The sequence below is a fragment of the Leptospiraceae bacterium genome, assembly GCA_024233835.1.
GTDB lineage: Bacteria > Spirochaetota > Leptospiria > Leptospirales > Leptospiraceae > JACKPC01.
Genome location: JACKPC010000002.1, coordinates 410,831 through 425,012, shown reverse-complemented (window position 1 = coordinate 425,012; position 14,182 = coordinate 410,831). Strand labels below are relative to the sequence as shown.

12 protein-coding genes are annotated in these 14,182 nt (G+C 35.3%); 7 read left to right on the top strand and 5 right to left on the bottom strand.

All coding sequences use genetic code 11. The features are described 5' to 3' along the window. The first annotated feature begins 11 nt into the window (after positions 1 to 11). From H7A25_11170 to H7A25_11140, 7 genes are all read left to right on the top strand, one after another. The gene (locus H7A25_11170) at positions 12 to 2,771 is read left to right on the top strand and encodes a SpoIIE family protein phosphatase (protein ID MCP5500457.1); all 2,760 of its coding nucleotides are present in this window, start codon (positions 12 to 14) and stop codon (positions 2,769 to 2,771) included. Continuing rightward, positions 2,768 to 3,109: an STAS domain-containing protein gene (locus tag H7A25_11165; protein ID MCP5500456.1), complete on the top strand. Its 342-nt coding sequence runs from the start codon at positions 2,768 to 2,770 to the stop codon at positions 3,107 to 3,109. Before H7A25_11170 ends, H7A25_11165 begins: the two co-directional genes overlap by 4 nt. 207 nt (positions 3,110 to 3,316) lie before the next feature. Next, on the top strand, positions 3,317 to 4,975 hold the full coding sequence (locus H7A25_11160; GenBank protein ID MCP5500455.1) for an acetyl-CoA carboxylase carboxyltransferase subunit: 1,659 nt from the start codon (positions 3,317 to 3,319) through the stop codon (positions 4,973 to 4,975). Between the two features lie 3 nt (positions 4,976 to 4,978). Then, positions 4,979 to 7,750: a biotin/lipoyl-binding protein gene (locus tag H7A25_11155; protein ID MCP5500454.1), complete on the top strand. Its 2,772-nt coding sequence runs from the start codon at positions 4,979 to 4,981 to the stop codon at positions 7,748 to 7,750. Between the two features lie 86 nt (positions 7,751 to 7,836). Next, positions 7,837 to 8,013 (top strand): hypothetical protein, encoded by a 177-nt coding sequence (locus tag H7A25_11150; protein MCP5500453.1) that lies wholly within the window; start codon positions 7,837 to 7,839, stop codon positions 8,011 to 8,013. Between the two features lie 106 nt (positions 8,014 to 8,119). Beyond that, entirely contained in the window at positions 8,120 to 8,884 is a 765-nt protein-coding gene (locus tag H7A25_11145; protein MCP5500452.1) for an enoyl-CoA hydratase/isomerase family protein, read from the top strand. 33 nt (positions 8,885 to 8,917) lie between these two features. Beyond that, positions 8,918 to 10,054, top strand: a complete 1,137-nt coding sequence (locus tag H7A25_11140) for a PAS domain S-box protein (protein ID MCP5500451.1) — start codon at positions 8,918 to 8,920, stop codon at positions 10,052 to 10,054. A gap of 302 nt (positions 10,055 to 10,356) precedes the next feature. On the opposite strand, the gene H7A25_11135 is transcribed toward H7A25_11140, so the two are convergent. Genes H7A25_11135 through H7A25_11115 form a run of 5 tightly spaced genes read right to left on the bottom strand, consistent with a single transcriptional unit; the run spans position 10,357 to position 14,123 of the window. Continuing rightward, positions 10,357 to 11,157: an ABC transporter permease subunit gene (locus H7A25_11135; protein ID MCP5500450.1), complete on the bottom strand. Its 801-nt coding sequence runs from the start codon at positions 11,155 to 11,157 to the stop codon at positions 10,357 to 10,359. Next, a complete protein-coding gene (locus H7A25_11130) occupies positions 11,144 to 11,866 on the bottom strand; it encodes an ABC transporter ATP-binding protein (protein MCP5500449.1) in 723 nt (240 codons plus the stop codon). Before H7A25_11130 ends, H7A25_11135 begins: the two co-directional genes overlap by 14 nt. Beyond that, on the bottom strand, positions 11,853 to 13,097 hold the full coding sequence (nosD, locus tag H7A25_11125) for a nitrous oxide reductase family maturation protein NosD (protein ID MCP5500448.1): 1,245 nt from the start codon (positions 13,095 to 13,097) through the stop codon (positions 11,853 to 11,855). The genes H7A25_11130 and nosD overlap by 14 nt, the downstream gene beginning before the upstream one ends. Beyond that, positions 13,085 to 13,531, bottom strand: a complete 447-nt coding sequence (locus H7A25_11120; GenBank protein ID MCP5500447.1) for a nitrous oxide reductase accessory protein NosL — start codon at positions 13,529 to 13,531, stop codon at positions 13,085 to 13,087. Before H7A25_11120 ends, nosD begins: the two co-directional genes overlap by 13 nt. Beyond that, positions 13,518 to 14,123, bottom strand: a complete 606-nt coding sequence (locus H7A25_11115) for a hypothetical protein (GenBank protein ID MCP5500446.1) — start codon at positions 14,121 to 14,123, stop codon at positions 13,518 to 13,520. Before H7A25_11115 ends, H7A25_11120 begins: the two co-directional genes overlap by 14 nt. Positions 14,124 to 14,182: the final 59 nt, after the last annotated feature.

Sequence of the window (14,182 nt, the reverse complement as noted above, 5' to 3'; positions counted from 1 at the left end):
TACGAATTACTTTGGAAAAGAATATAAAACACTACCCGGTACTACAGATGGGAGAGGAAAATCGTTTTTTCTTCTCAGATAATAAAATTTTTACTAAGCTTTTTCAGGTGATTGTATCGGAAGGAAAAAAGTGGGTAAATGCAAATAGGGGCTGTCTCTACTTTTTTAATTCCAATGGAGTTTTAATAGGGAATAACGAATTAAAAAATCCGGAACAGGCTGAGAAGATTGCTTATTATACTTTAGAAAATGTAGAAAATCTTTTATTAAAAAAAGGAAGTTTAATTCCGGGTACTTCGATTTCAGTTAATGAGTCCTATATTTCCTGTTATGTTGGCGACAAAGAGAGGAATAATTTAATCGGAGTTTTTGTTTTAGAAGGGATTAATAATTTTGATAGTTTTTCAAAAGAGGATTTTGAGCTCATTTCTGTTTATAGTCAAAATATTTATCTTCTTCTGCATGATTCCCTTTATTTCGAGGATTTAAACGAAATCTATTTGAAATTTGCTACATCTTTGATGATACTCTTAACCGGAACAGAGAATTATCGAGAAAATAAAAAACTGGATTTTCTATTAAAAGAAATTATCCGGGTAACCGGAATTATCAACTCTTCTCACCATTTATCCAAATTGTTACGCGAATTAATGGAGTCAGTGAAAAGTGTTTTCAGGACGGAGTCCTGCTCTATCTTACTGGTAGATAAAGAAAAAAACGATCTTTATTTTCATACAATTGCCGGCGAGAAAGAAGAAGATTTATCTAAGGTTCGAGTTCCTATGGGACAGGGTATTGCCGGAACAGTGGCGATTACCAAAACACCTATGATCATCAATGATGCCCAGAATGACAATCGGGTTTACAAAGTAGCCGATCAAACTTCCGGATTTGTAACTCGGAACATTCTTGCAACACCACTTGTGGTAGATGATGAAGTAATCGGGGTGATGGAAGGTATCAATACCATTGATAGAAATAATTTCAATGAAAGTGATATTGATATTTTCTTAACCTTTTCAGAAGCTGCAGCCGTAGCTATTCAGAAAGCAAGGCTTGTAGATGATCTTCAAAAAGCAAACAGGGAATTGGAGAAAAAGGTAAGTGAATTAGCGAGTCTTTTTGATCTCGGACAGGCTGTTTTGGAATCCAAAGATGTAAAAGAGTTATCTTTGAAATCCATTCGGATTATAGTACGCGAATTAGATGCGAGAAGAGCCGTCATAATATTAAAGGATCCTTCAAAACAAAATCTGAATCTTATCTCTCATGTTCAGGGTAAAGAAGAAATTTCAACAGCAAATTTTTTAAGGGAATCAGTGATTGTTCATGCAATAATTGACAATCGAATTGTTTTAAAAAAAGAAGTTCCTATTTACCAGGAATTAGATGATTTAGATGAAGTTTTTCTTGTAGGTTCCTATATTATTCTACCGATTTCAGATAGTAATAAGAGACCTTTCGGAGCTATTTGTATTTCTGAACGTAATGATAAAACTGCTTTTAACCAGGGACACTTGCGATTATTACAAACAATTTCTGCCCAGTATATAAAAGGATATGAGAATATTCGATTAAATGAAGATATCATCGCAAAAAAAGCCATGGAAAAAGAAATTGAGATCACAAGTAATATTCAAAAGAATATTTTACCGGGAGGTGTTCCCGGTGGCTCTAATTTCACTTTTGGAAAAAAATTCATGCCTGCTAAGGAGGTATCGGGAGATTTTTATGATTTTTACAAATATGCAGACGGTCAATTTGCTTTTTTAATTGCAGATGTTTCCGGAAAGAGTTTACCGGCTGCTATTTTTATGGCTATGAGTTCTTCGGTAATCCGTACTCTAAGCCGGGATCATAAATTAAAACCTTCCGATTTATTAGCACAGGCTAATAATTTGATTTATGAAGATTCTGAATCCGGAATGTTTGTTACACTCTTTTTCTTTCACTATAATCCGGCTAATTCACAGATAGACTATGCTTCAGCAGGACATAACGATCAAATATGGATTAAAAAAGATGGAACTTATGAATTAATAAAGGGTAAGGGGGCACCGCTCGGAGTTTTACCCAATGGAAAATACGAAGGAGGAAGTATCATCCCTTCCGATGGAGATATTTTTGTTCTATATACAGATGGTGCTATAGAAGAAGAAAATGAGAGTCATGAGGAATATGGTCTTGAACGTTTTGTTGATGATATTATTAAAAGAAGGGATTTACACCCGCAAACCATAGCCGAAGAAGTTTATGAAACGATTATGAAGTTTTCCGGTTCTAATGATCAATTTGATGATTTTACGCTTTTAATATTTAAGTTTAATAATGATTTTCAGTTTTCGAAAAGCTTTAAAGCTGAAAACAAGCAGATTCCTTTGCTCAGGGACTTTGTTTATGATGCAATTAAGGTTCGGAAATTAAATGATATTTTACGGGATGATATTCTTTTATGTTGTGATGAAGCCGCTACTAATATTGTAATGCATTCTTATGAGGGTATCAATATAAAAAATCCGATTTTTACCTGTTCGGTTAAGTTTACCGATAATTCTGTGCAAATTTTATTAGAAGACAATGGTAAATCATTTGAAAGAGATAATGTCCAAAAGCCATCTCTTGAAGCCAATATAAAAGGTGAAAGGAAAGGTGGTTTTGGTGTATATTTAATCGAGAAGTTAATGGATAAAGTTGAATATCAGAGAAAAAGTGATAAGAATCTCTTATTTTTAGAAAAAAAAATTCCAGCCGTGTATAATACAAAATCATGAAATTATTAACCAAAGAAAAAAATGGTGCTCTGATACTTTATTTAAGCGGAAGACTGGATGTTGCTCTGGTAGAAGATATTGAAGTTGATTATATGGAGATACTTCAAGATATTAAGAAGAAGATTTTAATTTTGGATCTGAGTAAAGTCTCTTATGTTTCTTCTTCTGCTTTACGGATTTTTGCTACGACTATCAAATTTACTAAGGAAAAGGATATTCGCCTGATCATTTCCGGCATGACTCCTTCAACCAGAAAAATCTTTGAGTTAGTGGAAATGATAAACCTTTTTGAAGTCTTTGACACCACAGAGATTGCATTGAAAGAAATTCTTACTTGAAATATTTTATGATATATATCATTAAATATTTTCATAAGCCTGTATTGACGGATATTGACGAGTACAGGGAACCTATTACTATGTCACTATTTAAAATATAATAAATTGAAGCTAATATGTGAAATAGGGTGTACTTTACCCGAGAGTCTGTACATATAATTGGAAAAATCGTACCTTTAAATTATAGCAAAGAGAGACAAGATATACATGGAAATAACAGAATTAACGCTGGATAATCCTCTCCGAAAAGCAGAGGAAGGCTCCAATGCTAAAGAGAAACCGGGGAAAATATATGAGAAGTGCCTCAATTTGGGGGAAGAGCTCATAAAAAAACCTCTCGAGGGTGGGGGAGTTGATAGAATTATCGTACAACATTCCAAGGACAGGATGACTGTTTGGGAAAGGATCAAAGTTTTAACCAGGGAAGAACCCAATATATATTATCAGAACTGGGGACCCAACCTTGATGGTGCTTCACTGATTACAGGAATCTTAAATATAAATGGGAGGGATGTAGCCTTATACGGTCACGATTTTACTCTTCGTGCCGGTTCTATGGATGCTACCAATGGTAATAAACTTGCCAGGATCATTTATACAGCAGCTGAGCATGGAATTCCCCTTATCGGTATGAATGACTCTGCCGGAGCTTTTGTGCCTGCCGGGGTGGGAGGATTAGACGGTTATAGTGAGGCCTTCTGTGCCCTGAGAAAAATTAGTGGTGTAGTTCCGAGTATCATGTTGATGTTCGGATTCAATGCCGGTGGTGGTTCTTATCTTCCGAGACAGGGTTCTTTTATGATTCAATCAGAGAATACTTTTTTCGGTTTAACCGGTCCCGGTGTTGTGAAGTCGGTTTTAGGTGAAGATATTTCTGCTGATGATCTGGGAGGTCCCAAGGTTCACGGTCAGAGCGGAGTTGTGGATCTGGTAACCGCAGATGAGTATGGTTCCTTAAAAACTACACTACGTTTACTTTCTTATCTTCCGGATAATAACGAAGTGAATGCTCCTTTCTTTAAAACTTCCGATCCTCTGGATCGATTTACTATTGAAGAGGATTTGCTTTTTAGAAAAACCTTTAATAGTCCGACCGGTATGAATACTCCGTTTGATATTAACCTGTATATTCAGAATATTTGTGATCACGGTGCTTTCTTTGAAATTCAGTCCCAGAGAGCAAGAAACATGATTACTGCTTTCGGAAGGTTAGGTGGACATGTGGTAGGTTTTGTGGCAAACAATTCGGCTTTCTCTTCAGGACAGATCGATATCAGTGCGGCAAACAAGGCTACCCGTTTTATTCGTTTCTGTAATATTTACAATATACCACTTATTTTTCTGGAAGATACAACCGGTTTCTTACCCGGTAAAGAACAGGAATCTGGAGGTATCGTTCTCGCAGGAAGAAAACTTCTGGATTCGATTATCGATGTAAGGACTCCGAGAATCACCCTTATCATTCGTAATGCCTTCGGAGGTGCTTATGCAACCTTCAACTCTTATTTTGTAGGAGCTGATGTGGTGTATACTCTTCCAACTGCCAGAATTGCGGTGATGGGACCTGCAGGAACCAATTTTGTTTATAAAGATCAGCTAAGAAAAATTGAAACAGATTATCAGGCAAACCTGAAAAAAGGTATGTCTCAGAATGAAGCTATGGCTGAGAAAAACAAAGGTTTAGCCGGCTTGAATGCACGCTATGAAGAAGAGTTAATGAACCCGAAAGAAGCACTTTCACTGGGTTCTGTTTCCAGTGTAATTATGCCGGGTCATACCAGGAATGTTCTGGGTAAACAATTAGATTATCTCATGAGCCGTTATAAACCAAGTGCTATGTCAGGAGTTCAGAGGGAGTTTGAGTAGAAAATGATAGATCCAAAAAAAAGAAAAATTCGTTTTAAAGATGCAGAATCAGAATGGGCGCGCTCGTTTGATCTTTCCAGTATTAAATGTTTGATTGTATGTCGCGGTCCTGTCCGTAAAGAGACAATGGATGTTTTTGATGAGATAGGAATCAAGGAATATGGTATCCTGCTCTCAGAAAAAGATAGTATTGTCTATCCTATGTCTCTGGCTCCAGAACTCAGGAACTTTCGTTTCACTCATAACATTCATAGAGTCCCGGACTATATGGGTGCCGGTGCAGAAGAAAAGAAAGAGCGTATAGAGCAAATTATTAATATTGCACGCAATAATAATTATACCCATATTTTTGCCGGGTATGGCTTCATGGCCGAAGACGCTGAATTTATAGAAGCAATTGAAAAATCCGGCGTAAAGTTTATGGGTCCGGGTTCTCACGTAGCACGTCAGGCAGGAGCTAAGGACGAGGCTAAAAAGCTGGCAAGAAAAATCGGAGCTTCTGTTACTCCGGGTGTTGATAATATTACTGCTTTAACCCTGCTTACAAAAGCAAAAGATAAGGCCGGTCTTGAAAAAGTTGCCAGGGAAAATGCTTTAACTTTTACTTATAATGATAAAATTGAATTATCTGATAATGCAGAAAATCTTTTGCAAGCTTCTTATAATAAAGGAATCGATCTGATTTCTGTAGAAGAGATTCAAGCAGAAGCAGAAAAAGAAGTAGAAAAAATTTGGAAAGATTTTCCGGGTAGAAGGATTCGCTTTAAGTATATCGGTGGTGGTGGCGGTAAAGGCCAGAGGATCGTTAGGGAGAAATCTGCTGTTAAAGCTGCGGTTATTGAAATATTAGCAGAATCGAAGGTAGTCGCCAAAGGTTCTAACCGTAACTTTTTAATTGAGCTTAACATTGAGAATACCCGTCACAATGAAATTCAGCTTTTAGGAAACGGGGAATGGTGTATTTCCCTCGGTGGTCGTGATTGTTCTTTGCAGATGCACGAGCAAAAACTTTTAGAGATCTCTTTTACAAAAGAACTTATGGAATACGAAATTGCAGAGGCAGAAAAAGCCGGCAAAAAAACGAAAGCCGAAGTTCTGAAAGGTGACCTGAAAGCTCTAAACGAGATGGAAGAAGAGTCTGAAAAATTCGGTGAAGCGGTTAACCTTGATAGTGTTTCTACTTTCGAGTCTATCATAGAAGGGACGAATCACTTCTTCATGGAGATGAATACTCGTATCCAGGTAGAACATCGGGTTACAGAAATGGCTTACCGTTTAAAGTTCGTTAATCCCAAAGATAAGAACGACTATTTCTATGTAGAAAGTTTGATTGAAGCGATGGCTTTAGTTTCTATTCATGGAAAAAATCTTCCTCGCCCGGAAAGAGAAGTTCGTCACCTCTCCGGTGGTGAAGTCAGGATTAATGCTACTAACCAGGCATTACAACCCCACGCGGGAGGACTCATCCAAAGCTGGTCACCTCCTCTGGAATATGAAATCAGGGATGATCAGGGTATCTGTATTCCAAACCCTGATACGGGAATTTTTATTCACTACCGCGTTGCCGGTGCCTATGATTCCAATATCGCGCTTATTGTCAGTTACGGAGATAACCGGGAAGAAAATATCCGCAGATTGGGAAGAATTCTTAGATACACAGAGCTTCGGGGTCAGGATCTACAGACCAATATGGGAGTTCATTACGGTTTAATCAGTTGGATAATTGGTAAAGAAGTGATGTTCAAACCATCTACTCGTTTCATGAGTTCTTATCTGGCTGCTATTGGTTCTATACAGGCCATTATCAATAATATTGATCTGGAAGTTGCCTGGATGGGAATCTATAAAAGTGTAGCCAGTAAATACAAGAACGCCGCTCAGATCATGGCTAAGAAATACACCTTGATTTTAAGACCCATGAAAGAACTCATGTCTTCGGCGCATCTCTTAGGTGGTTTTATCGGAAGGTATCATGGCAGATCCTGGAAAGTTCATGAAGATGGACATATTGAATATCTCAGAAACCCGATGAGAATTCTTTCTGACCTTTATCTGTATCTCAATCTTTCTGAAACCGGCCTTAAGGCACCCTGCGATCAAATTTGGGATCATGACAAGGTAGTCTTGAATTCGGCAATGGATTTCTACAATGATATTGAAACTCTTTCCGGAAGGAAGGAAAATTTCACTTTCTGGAATGCAGCTCTTCGTGAAGGTAAGAATCCGGTTCCGGATAAATTCTCAGATGAAGTATGGCAAAAAGCCAGGGCTTCTCACCTCGGCTTCCAGTTAGGAATGGAGCTTTTACAGTTGATTCCATCTATAGCAATAAAAGCAAAATTTACCGAGATCGATGTGGATGATAAATTAGATCCAATTATTCCGAAGGAACTATTAGATCCGGATAATATTGCTAAACTTGTGAAGAATTTGGCTCCCCCTCCAAAAGCCAGCTCCGACGAAATTGTTGCTCCTATGGGTGGTATGTTCTACTCAAGAGAAGCACCAAATCTTCCGCCTATGATAAATGAAGGAGACCATTTTGAAGCCGGTCAACCTCTGTTTATTATTGAGGTAATGAAGATGTTTAATAAAGTTGTAGCTCCTTTTAGCGGAAAGGTTGTTAAAAACTTCCTCGCTGATTCCGATGGAAAAATTGTAACCAAAGGCCAGACAATTTTTAAAATTGAGCCGGATGAGGTTATAGTGGAAGAATCAGAAACTGAAATTCAGGCAAGAAGGAAAAAATTTACCATGGAGATTATGGGTTTATAAGATTCTTTCAGCAAAATCCTGTAGGGAAATTTTTCTCTACAGGATTTTTAGATTTTAAAAGTAATTTTCATGATACACTAAAAATTGTGGACTTACAGTATAAAATTTTTCTAATCTCTCTTTTCCTCGTAACTGTAGTTTTCGGAATTCTTATGCTTGCTTCCGTTTTACACTACGCACATATGCAAAAAAGAACAAATAAAGAGCAGGCCATTCGAGATGCGCGTGCTAAAGAAATAAAAGAAACCCGACAAGAAAAATAGTCAGAGAATTTTTGTTCATTGATTTATTTCCCCTTAAATAATCTTATAGATAATTAATCAGAAATTTATTCAAGAATACCTATGATAATCTATTGGAGGAATTAAAATGCAATTTGAAGTAAAAAGTGAAACTCGTAAAAATAGGGAAGTGGCTATCGTAACTATGGATCTTCTGCCCCCTAATAACACATTGAATTTGGATATGATGTTAGAGTTTACTAAAATTATGGAAGACCTCGGTAAAACAGCAGATGCAATTATTGTAGAATCAAAAAATTCAAAGTTTTTCAGTAATGGTTTGGATGGTAGTTTTCTTTTATCCTGCAATTTAGAACAGCGTAAGGAAACCATCCTGGAAATGACAAAGTTTTATGGTAAGCTCTGGATGATTCCTAAACCCTGGATGGTAAAAATTGAAGGTTTTGCCATGGCCGGTGGAGCTGTAATTTCCGGTGCGGCTGACTATAGGTTTATGTTGGAAGGTGGAGGTAGAATCGGATTTTCTGAACCTCTGGTCGGACTTTTGATTCCGAGAGCCTATTTGGCTGGGATCGAATCATTCGTGCAACCTGCTTCTGTTCGTCCGATTATGGAAGGAAGAGCTTATAAGGCTAAGGAAGCTCTCGAAATACAACTTGTCGATGAAGTAGCTCCTGACTCGGAGAGTTTACAGAAAGCCATTTATAGAAAAATAGATACCATTTTTCGACTTCCCGGAAATACGTTTTTAACTACTCGAATGGGTTATCGTGAACATATTTACAAAAAAATTGAAGCCGGAATGAAAGAAGATCTGGAAATCATTCCAGGACTAATAGAAAGTCCCGATTTCGAAGTTGCTTTAAATATGATTGCCGGAAAGAATCGCTAATTAAATACTATAGCATAAGCACTGGTGGAGTTCATGACTATCTCTCAGATAAAGATTCTATTAGTTGAAGATGTACTTTCCATAGCGGTACTGGAAAAGTTTGAGCTGGAAGACAGGGCTTATCAGGTAAATTATGTTTTAAGCGGAGAAGAGGCTTTAAAAGAAATAATAGAACAAAATCAATCTTATGATTTAATTCTAATGGATATTGACTTGGGTTCGGATATGGATGGTATCCGAACTGCTAAGGAGATCTTAAAAAGAAGAAATATTCCAATCCTATTTTTATCCTCTCATACGGAGCAGGAATTGGTTGAAAAAACTGAGAAAATTACTTCTTATGGATATGTAGTAAAAAACTCAGGTATAACTATACTTGATACCTCAATCAAGATGGCTCTTAAACTTTTCAAAGCTCATCAGGACTTAGAGCAAAAAGAAAAATTATTGCAATTGATTGCAGAAAACTATCCAAACTCTTATGTTTTAATTTTCGAAAAAGACTTTAAAATTAGTTTTATCTCCGGTCAGTCCTTGAAAAAGCATGGTGCTACGAAGCTGGAAGAAATTTTTGGCTTAAATTCTTTTGGTACGTTTAAAGAGAATTATTTATTCATAAAAGACTATATTATTAAAACATTACATGGTGAGGAATGTGGTTTTGATTTAGAAATAGGGAATGAGTATTACTTTTGTAGAACAGTTCCTCTTTCTCTTAGCAATCAAAGAATAGAGAAAGTTTTATTTGTTACAGAAGAGATAACAGAACGAAAGCGAACTGAGGAAATAATAAAAAGTTCAGAAACAAAATATCGCACTCTATTTAATTCCAGCCAGGATGCTATCATTATAGATGATGAAAACGGTCACATTGAATGTAATGACACGGCATATAAAATGTTTGGTTGCGATAATAAAGAAGATTTTTTATCCAGAGAACCAAAAGAATTTTCTCCGGAAAGACAAGCCGATGGAAGCTATTCCTTTCCACAGGCTTATGAAAAAGTTCATCTTGCTTTTAAAAATGGAAAAGAGCATTTTAAATGGACCCATTGCAAAAAAAATGGAGAGGAGTTTCCTGTAGAAGTAACTCTTTCTACAATGGTATTATTTGAGAAGCCTATCCTTCAAGCTGTAGTGAGAGATTTATCAGGAAATAAATTTCTTTAGGACATAAGCAAATATTTTTTTGATAAGCCTCTTGAAAAGTTGGGTTTGCAAGAGGCCTCTTTTGTAAGGTTTATTTGACCGAAGTAGCTGTCCTATTAACAACATCATCTGTTTTGTTAACAGAAAAAACTAGGCTGGTATATTTTTAAGAAATGTTACATCTGTCAGTTTACCAATATTAGGGACCTTAGCATCTCGTAGCAAGCTATTTACTATATTTCTTAAAAACTGTGTCAATTACTTAATTATTAAAATTACCCGGATAAGAAAAATAATATAAAGTGAGTTCGGGATTACCTGATTTAAAGATCTTTTTTTAAAAATTTCTTATAAGCTATAAAAAGAGGAATGCAGATCCACAGAGATAAACAAAAGATGGAAATCCAGAATCCGGAAGTATCTCCTAAAACCTTTTGAAATAAGGCTGTGCCGAATCCCATAAGGTTAGAAAGCTTAAATTGTAACAGGGTGGCTATGCGAACCAGATCAATGGGATTTAGAAATACTAAAATTAAAATAGGTATTTCTAATGGATAGTCTCTGTATAACACAGAAAATGCAATTATAAGTAAATCATAAAGGATATAAAAATAAAACCAGCAAAATAAAGTGAATCCGTATAGAAGTTCCTTTTTTTGAATGAGGATAGATAATAGGAATGAAATGGCAATGAATAAAAAAATTAACAAAACTCCAAAAGAAAGTAAAGAGAAGAGGTGAATAAGATTGTTGGAAAAGCCGAGTATACTTATATAAGATATTCCTAGTCCGATAATATAACTAAAAGATAAACCAAGAGATATTCCTAGATATTTTCCCAAAAAAAGAATAGAGCGTTTTACGTCTCGAATGAGTATGAATTCAAAATATGGCATTGATTCAATGAAGGAAATAGAACCAAATAAAAGTGAAAATAAAGGGAGTATTAGCAAACTCAAATTTAATAAACTTGATATTACCGAAAGAGGTTCAGAGTTTCCATAATAGATCAAGATCGAGCTAAACAAAAAGAAAGCGACTGTATTAAAAATTAGCCAGCGACTTCTGATGTTTTCATAGATTTCAAAACTAAAAATTACCTGGAAGGTTTTAAACGTTTTCATTTTGCTTTGTTTTCCATAGAAGTCGAATAGACTCTTCTAAATTCTTTCCTTTTGTAGAGGAAATGATGTCAGCAGGATTACCCAATAAAACAAGTTTTCCTTCGAGCAAAACCGCTACTTTTTTTGCCAGTTCTTCTACTTCAGACATGACATGGCTTGTGAATAGTAATAATTTATTTTCCTTCTCTTTAGTTTTTAATAGATTTTTTAAATAAAAGGAGATGTCGGGAGAGAGACTGGCAGTTGCTTCATCAATAATGTATATATCTCTATCATACATAAAGCACTGAAGTATGTTTACTTTTTGTTTCATGCCTCTTGATAGCTTACTAAAGGGTTTGTCATAGAATGAATCAATCGAAAGATCTTTAATTAGTATATCCTTAAAAATTGGTTCTTTTGCATTTAAATTCTCATTAAGTTTTATGATTTCCTTTACTTTCAGATTTGCAGGAAAGGAAGGGGATTGCGGCATATAACTAATTCTTTCTTTATAATGCACATCTTCTGAAATATTCTGCCCATTTAAAAAGATAGAATTTTTATTATCCGGTAGGGCGAGTCCCAGGAGACATTTAATGAAGGTGCTTTTGCCTGAACCGTTAGGGCCTAAGAGTGCAAATATCAAACCTGAAGGAATAGTTATGTTTAACTTATTTAAAACAACTTGTTTTCCAAAGGTCTTATTGAGATTTTTAACTTCTATCATCTATAATTCTTTTTAGGCGAGGATATTTGTCCATTAAGTTTACAGGACTTAAGGAAGGAAATGCTTTTTCTGCAAGATTGAGAAATTCTACTACAGGTGAACCCAATAGCATAGATAATTCCTGATATTTATGAACCCAATAGATAAAGGCCTGAACTGGTCTATAGGGAACATCTCCCAAATTATTTCTATCAAGATCATACCCGAGGTATTTATCCCAATAGTTATGTGTAAAAAGATTGTGGCTCTCTCGTGTATTGGTGGACATATCAAAAAAATTATATTGAATATTATTGTTTGTGAATATATTCTCTCTGGAATTACCGTATAACTTTATTGCAATTCCATTTTTTTGGAAAGTATTATTTAAAAATAAATTCTTATTGGAGCTATCAATAATAATTCCTTCAGTACTATTTTCTATAGTATTATAACTTAAGGTACTATCGTTTATTTCCTTCATCAGTATACCCAGAGAAGAACGATTGTTACTGGCTAAAAATAAATTTTTATGAACTCGAATTTTATCCGAGTACATAATGGCTACTCCGGTAATGTTTTTATCAAAAAGATTATTCTCTGCTATTGTATCATGTGAAAACATGAAATGCATGCCGTAACGTATGTTTTGCAAACTTTTATTATTCCGGATTGTAAGTTTATTTGAAAATTCGAAATAGAGTCCATCTCTATGTCCTAAGATTTCATTATTAATGAGCTGATTATTCTCACTATACCAGAGATGAATACCATTTCCGGATAGAGCTTCACCTTTAGCAAAACCCTGTATTTGATTATTCGCAATACGAGAATTATGAGATTTGGAAAGATAAATTCCATAAGTCGAAGAATTAATTCTATTATTTTCAATTATGCAATCTTTTACACCTTCAAGATAAATGGCTGCAAACTCTTCTATATCACTGTTTCCGGAATTTATTAGAAGTAGATTTTTTATTATAACCTGATCGGATTTAATTTTTATTATGTGTCCTTTATTTTCTGCATCAATGATTGCACCTGTCTCTCCATGAATATGAATAGGTTTCGTTATTGTAATATTCGATTCTTTGTAAATACCTTTTTGAACTTCTATTGTATCAAAATTTTGAGCGATTTGAATGGCTTCAGAGATGAGGGAAAGTTTACAATTTGGGCATACCTGCATATTTTTTGCATATATACCTGCAGTAAGAATGTATGTGATAAGAAGAAAAGTTATTTTTTCCATTTCTTTAAAAGCAACTCTTTGAGTTCTTCGTAAGATTTCAGCTCTCCATTAAATTTATCCCGGATCTCTTTAGCTTCTTCTTTACTTGAAAAAACAGAAATTCCTTCTCCCATTGGAGATTTTAGGGTCTCTGATTGTAAAAAAATTGCTTGTTGTAAAGCAATATATTGATCCGGGTGAATAAAATTTTTAAAGTAAGAGCTTATATCATTACTCTGATGAATTTTTTCTCTCCAATAGATCAAGCATTCTGCACTATCAAAGTGAAATATTTTCCCTTTGGAGGTAATTGCCTGAGAATTGAATCGCAGATCCACAATTGACATATTGCAGTGTTCACATTTATACTCACCTTTTTTAATAGGGATAGGCTTACCCGGTGAACAGTTGAGAAGAATAAAAAAAATTGTAAAACATAACTTAGGTAGTTTCACGAGTATCTCCTTTCAGTTCATTATATGCAATAAAGCATAGAATACCCATAGTGATGAATAGGAAAATAGAACCGAAATAGGGCCAACTACAGGTAGTAACATTTAAAATTTCTTTGCAGGCAATAATAGGAGGCTGAAAGTCTACATCCTTACTGTAAAGCGGTGCTCTTGTATCCAGGTCGGTTCCAAAATCGTGCAGCCAGGCGTAAAAATCATAAAGCCCGGTGATTCCAACAACAATAGTATTAAATATACCCAGTAGTATCATAAAGAATTTTTTATAAAACAGGCTTAGGATTCCACCTATGATCATATAAGCAAGAACAAATGGCATGTACTTTAATTCAGGAATGGAAGCTGTGTGAATTTTCTTCATTCCTACATAGTGATTAAAATCATTTATAGTGTATATGTCTTTATCTGTCCCACCACTTAATTTTTGAACCCAGATGTATATTTTTAGAGGTTCCGGGAATTGTCTCCCCCCCATTTCAATGGACCACAGAGGTACGAAGTATACAAGTACCATAAACAGAATTGCAAAACCTAGTAAAATTCGGTTTCTTTTGGATATATCTTTATTTAATCTCATATTTTTCCCTTCTTTGTCTTTGTTTAGAAGCAATCGATAGCATTGAAGCTATCGATTGT